Below are 21,860 nucleotides of genomic sequence, written 5' to 3' on the forward strand. Positions count from 1 at the left end.
TCTCCGGTCGCGACCCTCACGCCGGGCGGCGGCCGGCGGGGACGGGGTGCGAGCGGGGGGCGGGCCGCCCGGCCGGGACCAGGCGGGCGGTGCGGAGGAGCAGGGGGAGCCCGACGAGGGCGAGGCCGGCGGCGAGCCAGCCGACGGCGCGGGCGTCCCACGCCCCGACGGCCACCCCGACGAGGGCCGAGAGCCCGGTGCCGCCGAGGTTCATGGCCACGAGCTGGTAGCCGCCGAGGCGGCCGGCGTGCTCGGGGCCCACCCGGTCCGCCGTGGTCGCCATCAGCGTGGGGAACAGCGGGGCCAGGGCCAGGCCCACCAGGGGGAGGGTGCCGAGGGCGATGACGCCGGGCACGAGGGGCAGGGCGACGATCAGGGCGGCCGCCACCGACCCGGCGCCGACGAGGAGGGGGCGGGGGCCCAGCCGGGCCCGTCCGAGCAGCAGCCGGCCGACGGTGATGCCGCCCCAGAACCCGCTCACGGCGAACGCCGCGCTGCGGCCCGACACCCCCCGGCCGTCCTCCAGGTAGGTCGCGGCCCAGTTCCCGGTGACGATCTCGACGGTGCAGAACAGGGCGAAGGCGGCCAGGGACCACGCCGCCGCGGCCCGCACCGCCGGCCCCGCCGTCGGGTGCGCCACCGCCGGCCCGCGGTGCTCGGCCAGGGCCGCCGGCCACCGCACCGCGGGGGAGAGGGCCAGGGCGGCGGCGGCGAGGGCGGCGCCCGCTCCGGCGAGGAACCCGACCGGCCAGGACGTGATCCCCACCAGGGCGGGGAAGGCGGTGGCGCCGACGCCGTAGGCCCCGAACACGAGCCCGGCCTGGCGGACGTCGCGGACGGCGGTCTGGTAGCGGTTGCCGAGCGAGTCGAGGGTGCCCGAGGCCAGGCCCACGGCCGTCGCCGCCACCCCCAGGACCGCGAACGAGCGGGTCGTGGCCATCACCACCTGGGCCCCGGCCAGGCCCACGCAGACCGTCGCCGTCGCCGGCCCGATGGACACCCGTCGCAAGATGGCCAGGGCGGTGGCCGACGTGCTGAGCCGGCCCAGGCCGTAGCCGGTGACGAGCAGGCCCAGCGCCGCCGCCGGGCGGTCGACCCGCAGCCGGCCCTCGGGCCAGGCCGCCCCGAGCATCCCGATGGGCGCGGCGAAGGCGCCGAACACGACCGCCTGCACGACCACCGGCGACGAGAGCAGCGCGCGACGGCCCACCCGTCGACCCTACGACCCCACCAACTTTGTCCGGAACCGTGCCACAGAGGGGGAGTTCCGGACACTGTTCGACGGGGCGCCGCGAGCTTTGTCCGGAACCCTGCCGAGGAGGGGGAGTTCCGGACAAGGTTCGACGGAGTGGGGGCGTAGCGTCGGGTCCGTGGCCGGGAGGATCGAGGCGTGGCGGCACCGCCAGGAGCAGCGGGCCCGCGAGCGGGCGGCCCGGCTCCGGGTCCTCGACGGCCGGCTCCGGACCGCGGTCGAGACCCGGGAGATCCCCCGGCCGGCCCGGGCCCCGCTGCCGGCACCGGGCGAGCTCCCGGCGGAGGTGGCGGCCCTCGTGGACGACGGCCAGGTCCTGCGGGCCGTCACGCTCCTGGCCAACCTCACCGGGGCGTCCCCCGACGGGGCCCGCGCCGCCGTCGCCGCCTACGTCCACCGCGACCGGGCCTAGCCTCGACCCCACGACCGTCCTGGAGGACACCGTGACCGCGACCGACACCATCCCCCCCACCGCCGATCCCGGGGCCGACCGCCCCACCTTCGACTCGCTCGACCCCGCCACCGGCCGGGTGGTCGGCACCCACCCGGTCCACGGACCCGAGGACGTGGCCGCCGCCGTGGCCCGGGCCCGCGCCGCCGCCCCCGCCTGGGCCGACCTCGGCTTCGCCGGCCGGGCACCGCTGCTCGGCACGTGGCGGGCGCTCCTGGTGAAGCGGGCCGACGAGCTGGCCGCCCTGGTCCACGACGAGACCGGCAAGCCCGCCGGCGATGCCCTGCTCGAGATCGTCCTCGCCGTCGACCACCTGGCCTGGGCGGCCAAGCACGCCCCCAAGGTGCTCAAGCGGCGCCGGGTCTCGTCGGGCCTGCTGATGTCCAACCACGCCGCGACCCTCGAGTACCTGCCCCTCGGCGTCGTGGGTGTCATCGGGCCCTGGAACTACCCGGTGTTCACGCCCATGGGCTCGATCGCCTACGCCCTGGCCGCCGGCAACGCCGTCGTGTTCAAGCCCAGCGAGCACACCCCGGGCGTGGGGGAGTGGCTGGCCCAGAGCGCCGCGGAGGCCATGGGCGTCCCCGGGCTCCTGGAGGTCGTCACCGGCTTCGGCGACACCGGCGCCGCCCTGGTCGGGGCGGGCGTCGACAAGGTCGCCTTCACCGGCTCCACGGCCACGGCCAAGAAGATCATGGCCGCCGCAGCCGAGACCCTCACCCCCGTCCTGGTCGAGTGCGGGGGCAAGGACGCCCTGCTCGTGGACGCCGACGCCGACCTCGACGCCGCCGCCGACGCCGCCACCTGGGGCGGCATGTCGAACGCGGGCCAGACGTGCGTCGGCGTCGAGCGGGTCTACGTGCACGGCGACGTCTACGACGCCTTCGTCGACAAGGTCGTGGCCAAGGCCCGGGCGGTCGAGACCGGGGACGGGCCCGACGCCGACATCGGCCCCATCACCATGCCCTCGCAGCTCGACGTGATCCGGCGCCACATCGCCGACGCCCTCGACCGCGGCGGTCGGGCCCTCGTCGGCGGGCGCGACGCGGTCGGCGAGCGCTACGTCCAGCCCACGGTGCTGGTCGACGTGCCCGAGGACTCCCTCGCCAACACCGACGAGACCTTCGGGCCCACCCTCACCATCGCCAAGGTGGCCGACATGGACGACGCCGTCGCCCGGGCCAACGCCACCCGCTACGGGCTGGGCGCGACCGTGTTCTCCAAGTCCCAGGGTCCCGAGCTGGCCCGCCGCCTGCGCACGGGGATGACGGCGGTGAACTCGGTGATCTCCTTCGCCGGCATCCCGTCGCTCCCGTTCGGCGGCGTCGGTGACTCCGGCTTCGGCCGCATCCACGGCGCCGACGGCCTCCGCGAGTTCGCCCGCCCCAAGGCCGTCGCCCGCCAGCGCCTGGCCGCCCCCCTCGCCCTGACGACCTTCGACCGCAGCCCCAAGGTCGACACCGCCGTCAAGAAGGTCCTCACCCTCCTCCACGGCCGGGCGCCGAGGACGTAGGTCTCAGTCACTCGTTCGGCTGCGCCTCACTCCGTTCCTTCGAGCTGAAGGTGCCTCGCTGCGCTCGGCGCTGAAGGTCTCCCCAGCGGCGGACGGCTCGTCCCTCGCCGACACGCCGCTTCGTGTGGGGGTGCCCCCCACGCCCCCAGCGGCTGCGCCGGGCTGGGCCCCTCGTCTGACCCACGCCTCGTCCTCGCAGCCTGGTGTGGCGCGGCCTCGTCTCGTCGCCGTGCCTGGGTCGGGGATCAGCCTGCGGTGCGGACGGCTTCTTCGAGGCCCTCGGCGCCGAGGGCCTCGATGCGGGTGACCAGGGGGTCGGCGCCCTCGGCGCCGCGGAGGGCGTCACCGTCGACGAGGTAGCGGCCCTGGGCGTTGACGGTGACGAACGGTGCCGGCTCGGTGGCGCTCGGGTCGACGAGGAACCAGATGGCGTCGTCGCCCTCGGCCGAGGGGACGAGCCCGTCGACGATCAGCGGCGATCCGTCGAGGAGCCAGCCCTCCTCCTCGACGAGGAACTCGGGCGGCGGCTCGGGGCCCCGCAGGACCTCGGTCACCTCCAGGGCGACGAGCCGTGACTCGAGCGCAGTGTCCTGGCCGGGCTCGCCGAACACCCGCCCCCGCTCGGTGGAGGTGACCCGGGCCCGGACCACCAGGTCGCTGGCCGCCAGCAGCTCGCCGAGGGTGGCGTAGGTCGGCGAGTCAGAGCTGATCTCGACCGGCTCGGGCACCGAGGTGCTGGTCGTGGACCTCGGGTCCGGGTCCCCCCCCGACCCGCCGCCTCCCACCAGCACGACGGCCAGGATCGCCGCCACCGCCAGGGCCACGACCGGGGGCAGCCACCCCCGGCGGGACGGACGGGGGGGCGGGGACGGCACCGGGCCACCCTCGCGCGTCAGGAGTCGCCGTCGGCGTCGCTGAAGCGGACGGTGATGCCGAGCTGGCTGGCCACCTCGGTGGTCATCGAGACCTTGAGGGCGGCGACCGCCTCGGAGGCGGCCACCAGGTCGTCGTGGGCGTCGGTGAAGGCGACGTCGGCCGAGTCGGGGAGCGGGGCGAAGGCCGCCACCGCCGCCTCGGTCAGCTCCGAGAGCCGGGCGGCGGTGGCGGGCGAGCGCTCGGCCACCAGGGCGACCAGGCCGTCGTCGGCGGTCTCCCCGTCGCCCTCGACGACGGCGGCCACCGAGTCGAGCAGGGCCCGGTGCTGGGCCATCACGAACGCACCGGGCCCGTCGCGACGGGTCGACAGGGCGTCGTCGAGGGTCTCGGCCAGGACCAGGTCGCGGATGCCGTTGTCGTCGATGGCGGTCAGGCAGGCGATCACCTGGTTGGCCAGGGCGTCGACGCTGCCCAGCGGGTCGCCCTCCGGCCCGGCGGCGAAGGTGGCCCGGTAGGGCTCGTCGCCGTCGTCCCAGTCGGCCACGACGGCGGCGACGGCGTCGGTCGAGACCGGGGTGACGTTGACGAGGAAGCCGCACGTGCGGGCGCCGGCGGGGGTGGTCAGGACGGTCGACGCCGGGCCGAACAGGAGCGCCTCCATGGTGGACAGGCCGTGGAAGGTCGAGCCCCTGGCCCGCAGCGACTCGGTGTCGATGGGCTCGTCGCCGGCGAGGAGCTCGGCCACGGGGTCGGGGCGGGCCCGGAAGGCGACGTCGGCCATGAGGCGCCGGTCCATGGCCGGGCCCACGGCGCCGGCACGGGTGCCCTGCCAGGCCAGGGTGGCCTCCCGCCACGCCGTCCGGGCGGTGGCCAGGGCGTCGGGCCCGGGCTCGTCGCAGAGCGTCGCCAGGTCGTCGCCCAGCGCCCCGAGCTCGGCGTGGAGCGCCTCGTAGGAGGGGACGATGGCCTGCTCGGCGATGGCGGCCAGCACCTCGCTGGCGGGGGAGGCCTCGTGGTCGGCGGCGCGGGGGAGGTCGGAGTCGTCGGAGCAGGCGGCCACCACCAGCGCGGCTGCGACGAGGAGGGCGACGAGGCGGCGGGGGCGGGTCACAGCGACTCCAGGAAGGTGAGCAGGGCCCGGCGGTCGTCGGCCGACAGGGCGCGGAAGCGCTCCTGGGCCCCGGCGGCCTCGCCACCGTGCCACAGCACGGCCTCCTCGAGGGAGCGGGCGCGGCCGTCGTGGAGGAAGCGGGTGTGGCCGTTGACGGTCTCGGTCAGGCCGATGCCCCACAGCGGTGGCGTGCGCCACTCGGAGCCGTCGGCGGCCCCCTCGGGTCGCCCGTCGGCCAGGCCCGGCCCCATGTCGTGGAGGAGCAGGTCCGTGTAGGGCCGGATCACCTGCTCGCTCAGCGCCTCGGCCACGTCGGAGGACCCGGTCCGCATCTCGGTCAGGTGGCACGACGCGCACCCGGTGGCGGCGAAGAGCTCCTCGCCCCGGTCGGTCGCCGGCTCGCCGACGTGGCGCCGGGCCGGCACCGCCAGGGTGCGGGAGTAGAAGGTGACCCGGCCCAGCTTCTGCTCGTCGACCTCGGGCTCGCCCCCGGTGGGGGCGGCGAGGCACGCCGGCTGGGCTGCGGTGCACGGCTGCTCGGGGCGCAGGTCCGTGGTGACGCCGATGTCGGCGCGGAACGCGGCCGCCGTCTGGTCCTCGACCGTCGGCTCGAGGGCCTTCCACCCGAAGCGTCCGAGGCGGCCGTCGCGCTCGCCCGCGCGCTCGGCCTCCGACCCCGGGTCGACGTCGTCGACGAGCGCCGGCCGGCCCGAGACCCCGTCGCCGTCGGCGTCGTCGGGGTCGGCCTCGGCGATGATGTCCTCGGCCGGCACCAGCTCGAGGAGGCCCACGCCGAACATGGGGGGAGCGACGCGGGGCGAGAACAGCACGTCGTCACCGAGCGGCCGGCCCTCGGCGTCGACGAGCGTGTAGGTCGGGACGGCGAGGGTGTAGGGCGTCCCGTCGTCGTAGGTCCCCTCCTCCTCGGTGTAGGTGATGGACACCGAGCCCTCGACCGGGACGTCGGGGATGGCCCGGTCCTGGAGCTGCTCGCCGAGGACCGGGTGCGGGGCGGTGCTCTCCCCGTCGGCGACGCTCAGGCGGATCAGCAGGCCCCGCTCGGGGTCGTCGGCGTCGGCGGGGGGCTGGCCCCGCCCGTCGCGGAAGTGGCACGACGAGCACGACTGGGCGTTGAAGAGCGGGCCCAACCCGTCGCGCCCGTCGGTCGACGCCGGGGCGATCACCCAGTTGTCGTTGAAGAAGTTGTTGCCGACGGCGAAGAACCGGCGACCGTCGGTGTCGAGCCCGGGGACGGCCTGGGCGAAGGCCTGGGCCCCGGTGTTCTCGACGGTCGCGTCGCCACCGGAGGCGGCCCGCTCCTCGTCGGACGGCCCGACGGGGGCGTCAGGCCGGTCGCGGTCACCGGGGCGCGCGTCGCCGCCCTCCCCGTCGCCGCCCGAGCAGGCGACGACGAGGAGGACGGCAGCGAGCGCGAGCCCGAGGCGGCGACGGGCGGGGGTCGTCAGATCTCCAGGCTGATCTCGTAGCCGAGGGCGCCGGCCAGCTCGGCGATGAGGTCGCCCTGGCCCTGGAGGTCCTCGGCGAGGGTGCGCACGGCGGCGCGACCCTCGGCCTCGTCGTCGCCCACGATCAGCTGGTCGAAGGTCCCCAGCTCGTCGAGGGCCTCGGCGGCGGCGACGTTGGCGTCGAGGGCCTCGGTGAGCGCCGCGTCGCGCTCGGGATCGATCTCGGCCACGACGTCGGAGAGGGACGTGCCCTCGACGCCCTCGTACTCGCCGGTGTAGGCGATCTGGATGCCGCGGGCGTTGCCGACGATGTCGACCAGGGTGTTGTCGGAGAAGCAGGAGTGCTCGTCCTCCTGGTCCTGGGTGTCGTAGGCGACGAGGATGCGCTCTCCGGCCAGCTCGCCGGCCGACAGGGCGCCCATGCCCCGGAGGATGTTGGTCACGGCCTGGTGCGGGTCGGAGAGGAACTCCTCGCGGTAGGCCCCGCCCTCGGGGTCCCACTGGTCGCGGACGCTGGTGAGGTCGTCGACGAGGAGGTCGGCGAGCGCCGCCAGGTACTGGCCCCGCCGTGCCGCGCTCGGGTCGGTGGTGTAGTCGGTGACGGGGCGGGCGCCGGGGCCGTCCTCGCTGAGGTCCTGGCCCCAGAGGAGGAACTCGATGGCGTGCCACCCGGTCGAGACGTTGGTCTCGCCGCCCTCCTCGTTCACCGCCGCGATCGTCTCGCCGGTGATCTCGGGCAGGGTCTCGGCGTCGGCCACCAGGCCGGCCCCGGGGTCGTCCTCGACGTAGTCGACGTAGGCCTCGTCGAGCGGCCAGGCGTTGATCTGGCCCTCGGGGCCGGCCTCGGGCTCGTCGATCGGGCCGTCGTAGAAGCGGAAGACCTCGGTGGGGCCGTAGAGCTCGCGCCCGGCCCTCCAGGCGTCCTTGGCCGCCTGGAGGGTCGCGTCCGACGGCGCCGCGACGAAGGCGTCGATGGCGTCGCCCATCTCGGTGGCGGCGGTGACGTTGGCGGCGTAGGCGGCGAAGACCACATCGGCGTAGGTCGTCGCGGCGGCGAGGGCGTCGTCGTCGGAGAGCGTGCCCGTCGTCTCGCCGGCCTCGCCGCCACCGTCGGCGGCGGTGGTGGCCGAGGTGTCGTCGTCCCCGCCGTCGTCGTCGGAGCAGGCGGCCGCCCCGAGCAGGGCCAGGGCCAGGCCGGCAGCCAGGATCCGGTGGAGGGGGCGTCGTGTCATCGGGGTGCACCTACGGGTCGACAGCAAGAGTTAGGGGAGCCTAACCACTTCGACGAGGTCGGCTGCCAGTCCCGTGGCACGGCAGGCGAAGATGGAGTGATGGCCGCCCCGACGACGATCGCGCCGCACGGGGCCATCGCCACCACCCCGGCCCCCGGTGCCCTGCTCGCCCGGGTGCGGGCGGCGGCGATGGCCCCGGTGTCGGGGCGGTCGCTGGCCGTCGTGCGGGTCGTCGTGGGCGCGGTCGGCCTGCTGAGCGCGGTGCGGATCGTCCGCTACGCCTGGATCGACCAGCTCTACAGCGGGCCCGCCCACCGGTTCACCTACCTCGGCCTCGGCTGGGTGCCCCAGCCGTCGGCCCCGGTGATGACGGGCGTGGTGGTGGCCATGGGCGCGGCCTCGGTGGCCCTGGCCCTGGGGTGGCACACCCGCGCCGCAGGCGCGGTCCTCCTGGCCGCGTTCGCCTGGACCGAGCTGATCGACGTCACGACCTACCTGAACCACTACTGGTTCCTGACCCTCGTCCTCGTCCTCGGCCTCGTGCTGCCGTGGGACGGGCGCCCCCGGGTGGCCCGGGGGTGGGTGTGGCTCCTCCGGTTCCAGGCCGGCGTCGTCTACACCTCGGCCGGCATCGCCAAGCTCCAGTCCGACTGGCTCGTGCGGGCCCTGCCCCTGCGGCTGTGGCTCCCGCCCCGGGCCGACCTGCCCGTCGTCGGCCCCCTGCTCGACGAGGTCGCCACCGCCCACGTGCTGTCGGTGGCGGGGGCGGCGTTCGACTGCTCGATCGTCGCCCTCCTCCTGTGGCGGCGGTCCCGGCCGTGGGCGTGGGCCGCCCTGGTGGCCTTCCACCTCGCCACCTGGTCGCTCTTCCCGATCGGGGTCTTCCCGTGGCTGATGATCGGCGTCTCGACGATCTTCTTCGCCCCCGACTGGCCCGCACGCCTGCGCGCCCGCCTCGGCCCCCGGGTCCCCGCGACCCACGAGGTGGCGGTCGGGCCCGACGGGACACGGCCCGGACCCGTCGCCGGCCCCGGGTGGCGGCGGGGCGTGGTCACCGCGCTCGCCGTGGGGTGGGTGCTGGTGCAGGTCGCCCTGCCGCTGCGGCACCTGGCCTACCCCGGCGACCACCGCTGGACGGGCGAGGGCTACCGCTTCGCGTGGAACGTCCTGCTGGTCGAGAAGGCGGGGTCGGTGACGTTCCTCCTCCACGACCCGGCCACGGGTCGGACGCGGGCCACCGACGGGAGCGAGCTCTACACGCGGGCCCAGATCCGGGTCATGGCGACCGAACCCGACCTCATCCACCAGGCCGCCCAGGCCCTGGCGGCCGGCGAGCGGGATGGCGGCCACCCCGACGTCGAGGTCCGCGTCGACGCCTGGCTGTCGTTCGACGGCCGCCCCCCGGCCCGGCTGATCGACCCCGAGGTCGACCTGGCCGCCGAACCCCGCGACCCCTGGCCCGACGACTGGATCCGGCCCGCCCCGCCGCCGTGACCCCGCCGCGACCCGCCGAGGGCAACCGCCGTCCCCGCGTCGAGGGTGGGTAGCGTCCGCCGGGTGACCGGGCGGAGGTGGGCGATCGTCGGGGTCGGCGGTGTGGGCGGGCTCTACGCCGGGCGGTTGCACGCCGCCGGGTGCGAGGTCCACCTCGTCGCCCGGGGCGACGCCGATGCCCTCCGGGCCGACGGGCTGCACCTCACCTCGCCCCTCGGCGACGTCCACGTCCGGCTCCCGGTCCACACCGACCCGGCGACGGTGCCGCCGGTCGACGTCGTCGCCCTGGCGGCCAAGACCACGGCGCCGGCGGCGGCGGCGACGGCGGTGGCCATCGCGTCCCGCCACCCCGGGGCGGCCCTCCTGGTCCTCCAGAACGGCCTCGGCGTCGAGGGCGCCGTCGGCGCCCCCGACGGCGTCCCGGTCCTCGGCGGCATGGCGTTCGTGTGCAGCGAGCGGATCGGTCCCGGCCGCGTCCGCCACCTCGACTTCGGCCCGGTCAGCGTGGGCGAGCACCGGCCCGACGGCGGCGCCGCCGGGGTGACGCCGGCCGTGGCCGCGGCCGTCGCCGACCTCGACGCCGCCGGCGTCGGCGGGATCGCCGTGCCCGACCTCGTCCTCGGGCGCTGGCGGAAGCTGGTGTGGAACGTCCCGTTCAACGGGCTGGCCGTGGTGCTGCGGGCCCGGACCGACGAGATGCTGGCGGACCCGTCGGCCACCGCCCTGGTCCGGACCCTGATGGACGAGGTGCGGGCCGGGGCCGCGGCCGACGGTCGGGAGATCCCGCCGGGGTTCGTCGACGAGATGCTCAGCACCACCGCCGCCATGACCCCGTACGCCCCGAGCATGCGCCTGGACTTCGACGCCGGTCGCCCGCTCGAGCTCGACGCGATCTACGCCGCCCCGCTGGCCGCCGCCCGGGCCGCCGGCGTCGAGCTCCCGGCCACGGCCACCCTCCTCGCCCAGCTCCGGTTCCTGGCGCGGGGCCGGGACCGGCCCGGTGACGGCGGCTGAGCGACCGGTGCGCTCAGCCCGGGTCGGATGGCGGGCGGGGAGCCGGCGCGAGGGCGCCGAAGCCGTCCCAGAGCAGGTCGACGAGGTAGGTCACCAGCTGGTCGCGGGGGAGGGTCCGGGTGCGCACCCACCAGTCGCCCGAGAGGTGGACCATGCCGACGATGCCGAAGGCCCACGGCTCGGCCGCCCCGGAGTCGGCCCCCGCCCGCCGCAGCTCCTCGCCCAGCACCACGGCGACGCTGCGGGCGATCTCGGCCGCCAGGCCGGTGACGTTCGGGCCCGACGTCGTCCGGCCGATCTGCTCGGTGACGAAGCGGTAGACGTCGGTCTCGGTGTCGATCAGCTCGACGTAGGAGGCGATCGCCGTGCGCAGCATCGCCTTGGGGTCGTCGTCGGGGGCCCGGTCGAGGGCCTCGGCGATGTTGGCGTTGATGTCGGCGGCCAGACGCTCGCCGAGGGCCTGGAGCAGGCCGTCGCGGTCGCCGAACAGCCGGTAGACGATGGGCTTGGTCACCCCGGCCTCGCGGGCGATCGTCTCCATCGACACCTTGGGCCCGTCGCGCCGGATGGCGGTGACGGCGGCGTCCAGGAAGGCGTCGCGCCGCTCCGGCGAGGCGCGTCGGCCGCTGCGACGGAGGGGCGCGGAGGGGGCCATCGGGGGATTCTGGCGCGTCGGCACCGGCCCGTCGTCGTCGGCCGCCGGACCCCGTGCGGCGGGGGCGGCACGGGTAGCCTCTGACGCCGTGGGCGACACCATCCGCCTCGAGGCCGAGCCCAGGAGCGTCGGGCGGGCCCGCCGCTTCTGCGCTGCGACCCTGCACGGATGGGGCGTCCGCGGGCCGGTGGTCGAGACCTGCGTCCTGTTGGTGAGCGAGCTGGCCACCAACGCCGTGCTCCACGCCCGCACCGACTTCACCGTCTCCATCGAGCGCGAGCCGCGCCTGCGGATCGAGGTCTGCGACGGTGACCCCCGGCTGCCCCACACCCGCGACTTCGGGCCCGAGGCGGCGTCGGGGCGCGGCCTGCACCTGGTCGAGGCGCTGGCCGTCAGCTCCGGCACCGTCACCCACCCCACCGGCGGCAAGTCGGTGTGGTTCGAGCTGCCCTGGGGGGAGGAGCGGGCCGGATGACCCTGGTCCGCTACCTGCGCACGCCGGTCGCCCTGTTCCTCGAGCTCCAGGAGTCGCTCGACGGGTTCCAGCGCGAGGTCCAGCTCTCGGCCTTCGACGGCCGGGAGACCGTCGGCCGCGACGTCGTCCACGGCATGGTCGTCCAGCGCGACGCCTTCGTCGAGCTGCGCATGGCCCTGCACGACCAGGCGGCGGCCGCCCGCGCCGCCGGGCTGACCCACGCCGACCTCGAGGTCGAGTACCCCGACGGCGCCGTCGACGCCGTGCTGTCGGTCACCGCCGCCGCCCGCGGGGCCGACGGGGCGGCCCGCGACGGGCTGCTCCTCACCCCGCCGGTGCGCGACGAGGTCCGGGCCGTCCAGACCTGGATGTTCGAGCAGGTCGCGACCCAGCTCCGCGGCGGTGCCCCGTCCCCCTGGGACGGCGACGGAGGTCCCGGGTGACCGATGGCCTCACCCTGCGGCTCCACGCGTTCCCGCCCCGCCTGATGGTCGAGCTCCTGGCCACGCTGGACAGCCTCCACCGCGAGGTCCAGGTGGCCGAGCTGGACGAGGAGGGCGGCGGTCTCGTGTCCCGCGCCGCCCACGACGCCCTGGTCACCGATCGCCAGCGGGTCGAGGGCCCCCGCAACGTCATCCACGACCGGGCCGTCGCCGCCCGCGACGCCGGGGAGGCGCGGACCGACGTCGCCGTCCGCTACACCGCCGACCAGGTCACCTCGTTCCTGACCGCCCGCTCCGGGGTCCAGGAGGCCGATGCCGCCGCCCAGAGGGGCGACCTCCTGGCCGCACCGATGACGCCGGAGCAGCGCCACCTGTGGCTGTGGGTCGGGGCCGAGTTCGCGGCCCAGGCCGCCGGAGCCCTCCCCACCCCCTACGTCGGCCCGACCGAGCGATGACGCCGCGGGGGAACGTCCTCTACCTCACCGTCGACCAGTGGCGGGGCGACTGCCTGTCCGCGGCCGGGCACCCGCTGGTGCGCACGCCGACGCTCGACGCCCTGGCCGGCCGGGGCGTCCGCTTCGCCCACCACTGGGCCAACACCGCCCCGTGCGGTCCGTCGCGCACCACCCTCCACACGGGCATGTACGCCCAGAACCACCGCTCGGTGCTCAACGGCACGCCGCTCGACTCCCGGTTCACGAACGTGGCCCGGCTGGCACGCGACGCCGGCTACGGGCCGACGCTCTTCGGCTACACCGACACGTCCGCCGACCCCCGCGGCCTGGCCCCCGACGACCCGCGGCTCTTCACCTACGAGGGCGTCCTGCCCGGCTTCGACGTGGCCTTCAACGACCCGGCCGAGGTCACCGGGCCGCTCGAGTGGGGCCGGTGGCTGGCCGGGCGCGGCGTCGACGTCCCCGCCGACCCGAGCGACCTGTACCGCCCGGACCTGACGTTCCCCGGCGCCGCCGCCCACAGCGACTGGTGGGCGCCCGGCCACATCGGCCCCGACGACACCGAGACGGCGTTCCTGGTCGACACCCTGGTCGACTGGTTCCGCCGGCGCGACGACGCCGACCCGTGGTTCGTCCACGCCAGCTTCATCCGTCCCCACCCGCCGTACCGCAACCCCGTCGGCTACCACGACCTCTACGCCGCCGACGACGTGCCCGACTTCCGGGGCCGGGCCGACCGGGCCGAGGCCGCCGCCCTGCACCCGCTGGCCGCCGCCGTCATGGGGATCCCCGGCGTGGGCAGCCCCGTCGACGACCGGGACCGCCGCCAGCTGCGCGCCACCTACTACGGGATGATGGCCGAGGTCGACGCCCAGCTGGGCCGGCTGCTCGGCTGGCTGGGCGACGAGGGCCTCCTCGACGACACCCTCGTCGTCCTCACGTCGGACCACGGCGACCAGATGGGCGACCACTGGCTCATCGAGAAGCTGGGCTGGTGGGACGAGAGCTACCACGTCCCCCTGATCATCTGCGACCCCCGGCCCGAGGCCGACGACCGTCGGGGGGCGGTCGTCACCGCGCCGACCGAGCACGTCGACGTCCTGCCGACGCTGTGCGAGTGGATGGGCGTCGAGGTCCCGCTCCAGTGCGACGGGCGGGCCCTCCAGCCGTTCCTCCACGACGAGGTGGGCGCCGCCGGCCCCGAGGGCTGGCGCACCGAGGTCCACTGGGAGTGGGACTTCCGCAACCCGTGGCTCCACCTGGCCGAGGACCTCTTCGGCATCCCGATGGAGCAGTGCAGCCTCAACGTCGTCCGGGGGCCGCGCTGGAAGCACGTGCACTTCGCCACCGACCCGTCGATCCTGCCCCCGCTGCTGTTCGACCTCGACGCCGACCCCGACGGCACCGTCGACCTGGCCGCCGACCCGGCCCACGCCGGCGACCTGGCCGCCGCCACCGGCGTGCTGCTGCGGTGGCGGATGCGCCACGACGAGCGCACCCTCACCGGTCACATGATCACCCCGGAGGGGCTGGTGGTGCGGCGCGACCCGCACCGCTGAGACCCGGGGCTCTGCCCGTCCCGGGCGCCGGCCGGCTCAGCCCGGCTCGGGGCCGGTGAGGGCGGCGATGTCGTCGTCGAGGGTGGCCAGCACGTGGGCGATGGTGCGGCCGCGGAGGGCCGTCTTCGTCCGTCCCACGGCCCCGCGACGGAGCGCGGCCCGCTCGGTCGCCACGGCGACGGCGGCGTCGACCACCTCGTCGCGGGGGACGACCCGGTCCAGGTAGCCGGCGGCCACGGCGCCGGCCGGGTCGTAGACCCGGCCGAGGGTCGCCTCGGTGAGGTGGCGGGGCGAGAGGCGGTCCCGCGCCAGCTCGACGGCGAAGATCGGCAGCGGCATGCCGATGGCCACCTCGTTGAGGCCCAGCTTGGCCGGGGTGTCGGACGGGCCGATGCGGTCGTCGACGGCGAGGAGGGTCAGCGCCCCGCCGGCGAGGGCGTGGCCCGTGCACGCCGCCACCGTCGGCAGTGGCGACCCGTAGAGCCGCATGAGGAACCGGGCGCCGGCGCCGACCAGGCCGCGCATCGACGCCGTGCTCTCGGTCATCACGGCCAGGTCGTAGCCGGCCGAGAAGGCCCGGGCCCCGCCGGCGAGGACGAGGGCGGTGGCCTCGCCCTCGGCCCGCTCCAGCGCCGCGGTCAGCCCCTCCAGGGTGGGGTGGCCCATGGCGTTGGCCTTCCCGTCGTCCATGGTGACGACGGCGACGGAGCCGTCGAGACGGTAGGTGAGGGTGTCGTCGGGCATCGGCGGACGGTAGCCCGGCGCCCCCACCCCCCGGCCAGGAGCACCACGGATGGTGCCTGGCACCATGCGTGGCACGCGGGCTCCGGCCGTCAGGCGGGCTCGGGGCGGGGGCGGCGGAGGGCGTGGGTGGCGGCGTCGCGCCCGGCGGTGCCGGCGACCCGGCCGTCGGGGTAGACGACGAGGATCCGGTCGACGCCGGCCGAGTCCGCCCGCTGGAGGGCGGTGAGCACGGGCTCGTCGACGGTGGCGGTGGGGATGCGGTCGATGGGCCAGGCCACGTCGATGGCCCGCACCACGGCCCAGTCCCGGGCGTCGACGGCGAGCACCAGCTCGGCGGTGAGGAGACCGGTGATCCGTCCGTCGGCCGCCTGCACCGGGAAGGCGGTGTGGGGCTGCCACGCCTGGGCCCGGGCGACCACGTCGGAGAGCGTGGACCACTCGGGCACCACCGGCGGGTCGGGGACCATGACCGCGCCGAGACGGGTGGACCGCAGCTGCCCGATGGCGGGTGCGTCCCGCAGCCGGGAGCGGGCGCTGCTGGCGATGATCACCCCGCCCACGACCATCCAGAGCCCGAAGGGCCCGCCGTCGCGGGTGACGAGGACGCCGAGGACGAACAGGCCGCCGCCGAGGGCGATCCCGATGACCGACGCGATCGAGGCCGACCGGTTGCGGTCACGGGTGGCCATCCAGATCAGCGCCTCGAGCACGGCGCCGCCGTCGAGGGGGGCGCCGGGGAGCATGTTCACCACGGCCAGGGCCAGGTTGACCACGGCCAGCCAGCCGAAGAGGGCGCCGACGAGGAGGGCGAAGCCGTCGAGGGAGCCGTCCATGAGGGTGGCCCCGACCCAGAACACGCCGGCGAGGGCGAAGTTGGTCGACGGCCCCACGGCGCTGACCCGCAGCTCGGCCCCGGCGGTGGCCGGCTCGGTGACGAACTGGGTGTGACCGCCGAGGAGGGTGAGGGTGATGCCCCGCACACCGATGCCCTCGCGCCGTCCGACGAGGGCGTGGCCCATCTCGTGGGCCAGCAGGGAGAGGAAGAGCAGGACGGCACCGGCGATGCCGACGGTCCAGTAGGTCGACGGGGCCTGCCCGCCGACCTCGTTGGGGAGCAGGCTCTCGGCCAGGGTGAAGGCGTACAGGAACGCCATCAGCGGCACGATCCAGCTCATCGCCACCTCGACCCCGGCCAACCGGCCGAGCGGGATGGCGCTGTTCATCGACCCACCCTACGGGTGCTCGCTTCGCGCTACTCGGTCACGAAGTCGATCAGGCGCTCGACGGCGCCGATCAGGTCGGACTCGAGGTCGGTCCAGTCGCCGACCGACCCCAGCACCCGGCGCCAGAACTCGGCGGGGGACTCGTCGCGCCCGAGGGCGGCGATCACCCCCTCCTTCCACGGGGTGCCGGGTGGGACGACGGGCCAGGACCGGATGCCGACGGCGGCGGGGCGGACGGCCTGCCAGACGTCGACGTAGCGGTGGCCGGTGACGAGCACGTCGGGGTGGTCGACCCCGGCGGCCAGGCGGGACTCCTTCGACCCGTCGACGAGGTGGTCGAGGAGGATCCCCAGGCGGCGGCCGGGACCGGGCCCGAACCCGCGCACGACGGCGGCCAGGTCGTCGGCGCCGTGGAGGACCTCGACGACGACGCCCTCGCCCCGCAGGTCGTCACCCCAGACCTTCTCGACCAGCTCGGCGTCGTGGATGCCCTCGACCAGGATCCGGCTGGCCCGGGCCACGCGGGCGGGCTGGCGGGGCCCGGCCACCGAGCCCGACGCCGTGCGGCTGGTGCCGGCGGCGGCCGGCCGGGGGCGGGGCGGGACGAGGGTGACGGCCTCGCCCCGGACCGTGAACCCGCCCGGCACGGGGGTGAGCGAGTGCTGGCGGCCCTTCGGGTCCCGGGCCATCAGCACCTCGCCCCGCAGGCTGAGCACGGTCCACGGGTCGCGCTGGCCCCGCGGGGTGACGGCCAGGCCGGGCACGGCCTCGACCTTCGGGTAGGTCGGCCGGCGCCGGCGGGGGCCGTCGAGGTCGATGGGCTCGGAGAGGATGCCGTCGCCCGGTCGCCGGGGAGCAGGGGCCATCGGGCCGAGGGTATTGCCGTCCCGGCGCCGGGCCGGCGACCCACGGTCTGGGGGTGTCGCCGCGCCGCTCCCTACCCTCGGGGCGGTGATCCTGCTCGACGCCGAGGGGCTGACCGTGACCCGGCCCGAGCGGCCGCTCTTCACCGACGTCGGCCTGACCCTGGCCAGCGGGGACCGGCTGGCCGTGGTCGGCCTCAACGGCAGCGGCAAGAGCACCCTGCTCCGGGTCCTGGCCGGCGAGGTCGAGCCGGCGGCGGGCACGATCCGCCGGGGTCGGGGCAGCCGCCTGGTCGCCGTGGCCCAGGACCGCTCCCTGCCCCCCGGGTCGGTGCGGGAGGCCGTCGGGGCGACCGGCGAGCGGGCGTGGGAGGCCGAGGCCGCCGCCGACCGCCTCGGGCTCAGCGACCTGCTCGACCGGGACGTGGGCACCCTCTCGGGGGGGCAGGCCACCCGGGTCGCCCTGGCCGCCGCCCTGGCCCGGGTCGGGTCGGGCGAGGACGACGACGCCGTGCTCCTCGTCCTCGACGAGCCCACCAACCACCTCGACATCGATGCCATCGCCTGGCTGGAGGAGCGCCTCGCCGCCCACCGGGGCGGCCTGCTCCTCGTCACCCACGACCGCCACGTCCTCGACCGGGTCACGACCCGGATCCTCGAGCTCGACCGCGGCCGGGGCCACGTCCACGAGGGGGGCTACGCCTCCTACCTCGAGGCCCGGGCCGAGCGGGCCGAGCGGGCGGCGTCGGCGGAGGCCAAGCGCCGCAACCTGGCCCGCACCGAGCTGGCCTGGCTCCGGCGCGGCGCCCCGGCCCGCACCACCAAGGCCAAGCACCGGGTCGCCACCGCCACCGCCCTGGTCGAGCATCGGGCCGAGGCGCCGGCGCGGGCCAGCGACGACCTTCCGCTCCACCACGGCACGCCCCGCCTGGGCGACACGGTGGTCGAGCTCCACGGCGTCGGCCACCGGTTCGGCCCCGCCGAGCCGTGGCTGTTCCGCGGGGTCGACCTGGCCCTCGACCCACGGGAGCGGCTCGGGGTCGTGGGGCCCAACGGGGCGGGCAAGTCGACGCTGGTCGACGTGCTGGCCGGGCGCCGCCAGCCGACCGAGGGCCGGGTCGTCACCGGGGCGACGGCGCGGGTGTCGGTGTTCGACCAGACCGGGGCGACGCTGGACCCCGCCATGCGGGTGGCCGCGGCGGTGGCCGGGTCGCACCGGGACCCGGACTTCACCGACGCCCGGCTGCTCGAGGCGTTCTGGTTCGACGCCGACTCCCAGCGGGCGCCCATCGGCCTGCTCTCGGGCGGCGAGCGGCGCCGGCTCCAGCTCCTGCTCACCCTGCGGGAGAAGCCCAACGTCCTCCTGCTCGACGAGCCCACCAACGACCTCGACCTCGACACGCTCCGGGTGCTGGAGGACTTCCTCGACGACTGGCCCGGCGCCCTGGTGGTCGTCAGCCACGACCGGGCCCTCCTCGAGCGCACCGTCACCGACGTGGTGGTGATCGACGAGGACACGAGGGGACGGCGGCTCCCCGGGGGCTACGCGGCGTGGGAGGAGGCCCGCCGGGCCCGGCGGGTGACCGGTCGGGCCGACCCCGGCCGGGCGGCCCCGCGCCGCCCCCCGGCGGCCCGGCCGCCGTCGGCCCCGTCGGGGCGCCGCTCCCCGGCGCACCAGCGCAAGCTGGTGAAGGAGGCCGAGACCGCCATCAAGCGCCTGGAGCGCCGGCGCGACGAGCTGACCGCCGAGGTGGCCGCCGGCGGCGCCGACCACATCCGGATGGCGGACCTGGGCCGGGAGCTGGCGACCACCGAGGCCGAGCTGGCCGCGGCCGAGGACGCCTGGCTCGAGCTCACCACCGAGGCCGAGGGGTAGCGAGGGGCCCCTCCGGCGGGGACGCCGGGTCAGCCGCCCTCGGTCGACCCCGGGTCCTCGAGGTCGCCCAGGATGCACTCGGTGACGCCCTCGACGGCGGCCTCGGCCGCAGCCGTGTCGTCGTCGCTCAGGTCGAGGTCCGTGACGTCGTCGACGTCGGGGTTGTCGACGATCTCGCGCAGGCCCTCGTCGGAGATGTCGGAGTCGACGAACGCCTCGGCGACGCAGTCCGCCTGCTCGGAGGTGATGCCGTCGGCCGCCCCCTCCTCCTCGATCTGGTCCGACAGCTCGTCGACCGAGGGCCGGTCGCTGTCGCCACCGCAGGCGGTGAGCAGGAGGGCCAGAGCGGTCGCGCCGGCAGCGAGGGTCGAGGTGAATCGGGGCATCTGCGCTCCTTGTCGATGGTGGCCCCACCCGGGACCGCCGCCAGTGTGGCCGACGTCACGGCTGCGGGCGCGGACCGCCGCACGCCCCGTGGTTGACTCGGCCGGTGAGCCCGACACCGACGCACGAGCACGAGATCACCACCGAGGTCGACCTGTGCCGACCCGGGGGCAAGGTCCTCTCGCCGGCCGCCCGGGGCTGGAGCCGCACACCCCTCCACACCTGCACCCTCGCCGGGCGGTGGGGGAGGACCAAGCGGTGGGACTACTGGGCCGTCCTGGCCGGAGACCACGTGCTGTCGGTCGTCTACGGCGACGTCGACTACCTCGGCATGGCCGAGGTGTGGTGGGTCGACCTGACGACGGGCGCCACCGGCGGGCGGAGCGTCGCCGCGCCCCTGGGTCGGGGCCTGTCGCTGCCGGACCGGCCGGGGACGACGCCGCTGCGGTTCCGCGGCCGCCACCTCGACCTCGACATCGTCGACGAGCCCGCCGCCGCGAGCCGGGGAGCGGGCCAGGCCGGCCACGGCACGACGCGCCTCCGGGCCCGGTGGGACGAGGCCGACGGCGGTCGGCCGGCGACGGCGGACGTCACCGTGGCCCTGCCGCCCGGGCACGAGTCGCTCAACGTGGTCGTGCCGTGGTCGGACCGGCTGTTCCAGTACACGTCGAAGCACCAGGCCCGCCCGGCCACGGGGACGGTGGAGGTCGGCGACGACCGATGGGAGCTGGGCGAGGCCTGGGGCGTGCTCGACGTGGGTCGGGGCCGGTGGCCGTACCGCACCCGGTGGAACTGGGGCGGCGGGGCCGGCGTGGCCGACACCGGCTCGGTGGTCGGCATCCAGATCGGCGGCCAGTGGACCGAGGGCACCGGCTTCACCGAGAACGGGGTCATCGTCGACGGCCGGCTGACCAAGATCGGCGCCGAGCTGGAGTGGACCTACGACTGGGACGCCCCGATGGAGCCGTGGCGCGTCGTCGACCCCCACGGCCACCTCGACATCACCCTGACCCCCCGGTTCGACAAGCACACCGGCGTCAAGGCCGTCGTCGCCCAGACCGAGGTCCACCAGGTCTTCGGCACCTGGTCGGGCTGGGTCGCCACCGACGACGGCACCGTCCACCGCCTCGACGGCGCCCAGGGCTTCGCCGAGGAGTCCCGCTCCCGCTGGTAGCCCCGCCCCGAAGGTGCAGGGGACGCGACGTGCCAGGCACGTCGCGTCCGTCAGCGCAGGAGGTGGCGGCGGAAGAAGGCGACGCTGGCGCCCCGCTCGAAGGTCGGCACCTGGACGTGGCGGCCGGGGTTCACGTGCAGGGTCTTCTCGGTCGAGCCGAGGGCGTCCCAGAGGGCGAGCGAGGTCTCCCGGGTCATCAGCTCGTCGTCCCACTGCGTCAGGAAGAGCACCGGGACGTCGACGGCGGCGGCCTGCCGGGCCCACGCCTCGTCGCCCGGACGCAGGGCGTTGAGGCCGAAGACGGCCGCGGCGATGCGGTCGTCGCGGGCGGTCAGCGGCAGGCCGTGGGTCGTCCCCATCGACACGCCCCACCACCCGAACGGCCCCGCCGCCCAGCGCTCGTCCCGCTGGAGGGCGTCGAGGAGCACCTGCCACTCGCCGACGTGCACCTCGGCCCGACGGGCCATGGCGGCGCGGGCCTCGCGGCCGAAGACCCGCCGCCGCTCCTCGGGGTCGCCGCTGGACAGGGCGGCCAGCTGGCGCGAGGCCGCCTCCGGGTCGCTGACGCGGTCGCCGTGCTCGGGGGCGTCGAGGGCGACGACGCCCACGCCCAGCTCGGACACGAGCATGCGGGCCAGGGCGAGGACGTTGTCGATGCGCTTGTGCTGGAACCCGCCGTGGCCGATGCAGACCGTGGCGTGCGGAGCCGAGGCATCGGCGGGCAGCCAGTGGATGCCGGGCACCAGGGCCTCCCCGGCCGGCAGCGTGAAGCGGCGCTCGACGACGTCACCGTCGCGCTGCTCGTCGACGATGTCCATGGGTCCTCCTCGGAGCCGGGCCCGCCAGGGCCGGGGCGGTGGTGACAGATCGCAACCGGCGATCGGAGATGTCACCACAGGCGGTGACAGTATGCAACCAGCCGCTGTGGGAGCATCGTCGGCGTGGCCGCCCCGTCCTCCTCCTCGTCGCCTCCTGCCGCCCCCCGCCTGGCCGCCGGCGACCGGCGCGAGGCCCTCCTCGACGTCACCCGCGACCTCGTCCACGAGGTCGGTCCCGGCCGCATCACCATGGGCGTCGTGGCCGACCGGGCCGCGGTGACGCGGGCCCTCGTCTACAAGCACTTCGGGAACCGGGACGAGCTGCTCGTGGCGCTCTACCGCAGGGAGGCCCGGCGCCTGGATCGCGAGATGCGGGCGCGCGTCGCCGCCGCCCCGGACGGCTTCGAGCCCAAGCTCCGCGCCCTCGTCGGTGCGACCCTCGAGGCGGCGGACGAGCACGGACCGTTCTTCGCCCCGTTGCGCGACGTGCGGGCCGATCGGGAGGTGCGGCGCGACCAGCGGGCCCGGGACCGGCGCACGGTCGGGTTCTTCGCCGAGCTGGCCGAGCGGGACTTCGGGATCGACGAGCGCACGGCGCGCTCGGTGGTGTCCGTCGTGCTCTCGGGCATCCGCGCCCTGCTGCCGCAGCTGCGCTCACGACCGGGCGCCGCCGAGCAGCGCTTCCTGGTCGACACCTACGTGGAGATGACCATCGGCGGGCTGCAGCGCCTCGCCGCCCGCGACCGCTGACCCGCCCACGCGGTGCCAGGCACCGGTGGTCG

Annotated in this window: 22 protein-coding genes; 11 read left to right on the forward strand and 11 right to left on the reverse strand. The window is 76.1% G+C overall.

Annotation, left to right across the window (positions count from 1 at the left end):
• Positions 1–16: 16 nt before the first annotated feature.
• The gene (locus HC251_RS06780; RefSeq protein ID WP_219944546.1) at positions 17–1,210 is read right to left on the reverse strand and encodes an MFS transporter; all 1,194 of its coding nucleotides are present in this window, start codon (positions 1,208–1,210) and stop codon (positions 17–19) included.
• Between the two features lie 160 nt (positions 1,211–1,370).
• On the opposite strand from HC251_RS06780, the gene HC251_RS06785 reads away from it, so the two are divergent.
• Entirely contained in the window at positions 1,371–1,664 is a 294-nt protein-coding gene (locus tag HC251_RS06785) for a hypothetical protein (protein ID WP_219945800.1), read from the forward strand.
• Positions 1,665–1,695: 31 nt separating this feature from the next.
• Entirely contained in the window at positions 1,696–3,216 is a 1,521-nt protein-coding gene (locus HC251_RS06790) for an aldehyde dehydrogenase family protein (protein ID WP_255566623.1), read from the forward strand.
• 245 nt (positions 3,217–3,461) lie between these two features.
• On the opposite strand, the gene HC251_RS06795 is transcribed toward HC251_RS06790, so the two are convergent.
• From HC251_RS06795 to HC251_RS06810, 4 genes are read right to left on the reverse strand one after another with little or no spacing between them, the layout of a single operon-like run.
• Positions 3,462–4,091: a hypothetical protein gene (locus HC251_RS06795; protein ID WP_219944547.1), complete on the reverse strand. Its 630-nt coding sequence runs from the start codon at positions 4,089–4,091 to the stop codon at positions 3,462–3,464.
• A gap of 17 nt (positions 4,092–4,108) precedes the next feature.
• Positions 4,109–5,203 carry an imelysin family protein gene (locus HC251_RS06800; protein WP_219944548.1) on the reverse strand — a complete coding sequence of 365 codons (1,095 nt, stop codon included), beginning with the start codon at positions 5,201–5,203 and terminating at the stop codon, positions 4,109–4,111.
• Complete coding sequence (locus HC251_RS06805; RefSeq protein WP_219945633.1) at positions 5,200–6,669, reverse strand: di-heme oxidoredictase family protein; 1,470 nt, start codon at positions 6,667–6,669, stop codon at positions 5,200–5,202. Before HC251_RS06805 ends, HC251_RS06800 begins: the two co-directional genes overlap by 4 nt.
• Positions 6,666–7,901, reverse strand: a complete 1,236-nt coding sequence (locus HC251_RS06810) for an imelysin family protein (RefSeq protein ID WP_219944549.1) — start codon at positions 7,899–7,901, stop codon at positions 6,666–6,668. Before HC251_RS06810 ends, HC251_RS06805 begins: the two co-directional genes overlap by 4 nt.
• Before the next feature lie 99 nt (positions 7,902–8,000).
• Between HC251_RS06810 and HC251_RS06815 the strand changes: the two genes are divergently transcribed.
• A complete protein-coding gene (locus HC251_RS06815) occupies positions 8,001–9,395 on the forward strand; it encodes an HTTM domain-containing protein (RefSeq protein ID WP_219944550.1) in 1,395 nt (464 codons plus the stop codon).
• 63 nt (positions 9,396–9,458) lie between these two features.
• On the forward strand, positions 9,459–10,409 hold the full coding sequence (locus HC251_RS06820; RefSeq protein ID WP_219944551.1) for a 2-dehydropantoate 2-reductase: 951 nt from the start codon (positions 9,459–9,461) through the stop codon (positions 10,407–10,409).
• A 13-nt stretch (positions 10,410–10,422) separates the two neighbouring features.
• Here the strand turns inward: HC251_RS06820 and HC251_RS06825 are convergent, their stop codons facing one another.
• Complete coding sequence (locus tag HC251_RS06825) at positions 10,423–11,064, reverse strand: TetR/AcrR family transcriptional regulator (protein ID WP_219944552.1); 642 nt, start codon at positions 11,062–11,064, stop codon at positions 10,423–10,425.
• Positions 11,065–11,152: 88 nt separating this feature from the next.
• On the opposite strand from HC251_RS06825, the gene HC251_RS06830 reads away from it, so the two are divergent.
• From HC251_RS06830 to HC251_RS06845, 4 genes are read left to right on the forward strand one after another with little or no spacing between them, the layout of a single operon-like run.
• Positions 11,153–11,539 carry an ATP-binding protein gene (locus HC251_RS06830; protein ID WP_219944553.1) on the forward strand — a complete coding sequence of 129 codons (387 nt, stop codon included), beginning with the start codon at positions 11,153–11,155 and terminating at the stop codon, positions 11,537–11,539.
• Complete coding sequence (locus HC251_RS06835) at positions 11,536–11,982, forward strand: hypothetical protein (RefSeq protein WP_219944554.1); 447 nt, start codon at positions 11,536–11,538, stop codon at positions 11,980–11,982. Before HC251_RS06830 ends, HC251_RS06835 begins: the two co-directional genes overlap by 4 nt.
• Entirely contained in the window at positions 11,979–12,437 is a 459-nt protein-coding gene (locus tag HC251_RS06840) for a hypothetical protein (protein ID WP_219944555.1), read from the forward strand. Before HC251_RS06835 ends, HC251_RS06840 begins: the two co-directional genes overlap by 4 nt.
• Entirely contained in the window at positions 12,434–13,996 is a 1,563-nt protein-coding gene (locus HC251_RS06845) for a sulfatase-like hydrolase/transferase (protein ID WP_219944556.1), read from the forward strand. The genes HC251_RS06840 and HC251_RS06845 overlap by 4 nt, the downstream gene beginning before the upstream one ends.
• Before the next feature lie 36 nt (positions 13,997–14,032).
• On the opposite strand, the gene HC251_RS06850 is transcribed toward HC251_RS06845, so the two are convergent.
• From HC251_RS06850 to HC251_RS06860, 3 genes are all read right to left on the reverse strand, one after another.
• Positions 14,033–14,740: a crotonase/enoyl-CoA hydratase family protein gene (locus tag HC251_RS06850; RefSeq protein WP_219944557.1), complete on the reverse strand. Its 708-nt coding sequence runs from the start codon at positions 14,738–14,740 to the stop codon at positions 14,033–14,035.
• 89 nt (positions 14,741–14,829) lie between these two features.
• A complete protein-coding gene (locus HC251_RS06855) occupies positions 14,830–15,963 on the reverse strand; it encodes a site-2 protease family protein (protein ID WP_219944558.1) in 1,134 nt (377 codons plus the stop codon).
• 29 nt (positions 15,964–15,992) lie between these two features.
• The gene (locus HC251_RS06860) at positions 15,993–16,829 is read right to left on the reverse strand and encodes a DUF3097 family protein (RefSeq protein ID WP_219944559.1); all 837 of its coding nucleotides are present in this window, start codon (positions 16,827–16,829) and stop codon (positions 15,993–15,995) included.
• Between the two features lie 85 nt (positions 16,830–16,914).
• On the opposite strand from HC251_RS06860, the gene HC251_RS06865 reads away from it, so the two are divergent.
• A complete protein-coding gene (locus HC251_RS06865; protein ID WP_219944560.1) occupies positions 16,915–18,702 on the forward strand; it encodes an ABC-F family ATP-binding cassette domain-containing protein in 1,788 nt (595 codons plus the stop codon).
• 29 nt (positions 18,703–18,731) lie between these two features.
• Here HC251_RS06865 and HC251_RS06870 read toward each other — a convergent pair whose 3' ends face one another.
• Positions 18,732–19,088 carry a hypothetical protein gene (locus HC251_RS06870; protein WP_219944561.1) on the reverse strand — a complete coding sequence of 119 codons (357 nt, stop codon included), beginning with the start codon at positions 19,086–19,088 and terminating at the stop codon, positions 18,732–18,734.
• 104 nt (positions 19,089–19,192) lie between these two features.
• Here HC251_RS06870 and HC251_RS06875 point away from each other — a divergent pair, with 104 nt between their 5' ends.
• On the forward strand, positions 19,193–20,260 hold the full coding sequence (locus HC251_RS06875; protein WP_219944562.1) for a DUF2804 domain-containing protein: 1,068 nt from the start codon (positions 19,193–19,195) through the stop codon (positions 20,258–20,260).
• Positions 20,261–20,310: 50 nt separating this feature from the next.
• Here the strand turns inward: HC251_RS06875 and HC251_RS06880 are convergent, their stop codons facing one another.
• A complete protein-coding gene (locus HC251_RS06880) occupies positions 20,311–21,078 on the reverse strand; it encodes a hypothetical protein (protein ID WP_219944563.1) in 768 nt (255 codons plus the stop codon).
• Positions 21,079–21,201: 123 nt separating this feature from the next.
• Here HC251_RS06880 and HC251_RS06885 point away from each other — a divergent pair, with 123 nt between their 5' ends.
• Positions 21,202–21,828 (forward strand): TetR/AcrR family transcriptional regulator, encoded by a 627-nt coding sequence (locus HC251_RS06885; RefSeq protein ID WP_219944564.1) that lies wholly within the window; start codon positions 21,202–21,204, stop codon positions 21,826–21,828.
• The last annotated feature ends 32 nt before the right edge of the window (positions 21,829–21,860 follow it).

Source organism: Iamia sp. SCSIO 61187 (genome assembly GCF_019443745.1).
GTDB lineage: Bacteria > Actinomycetota > Acidimicrobiia > Acidimicrobiales > Iamiaceae > Iamia.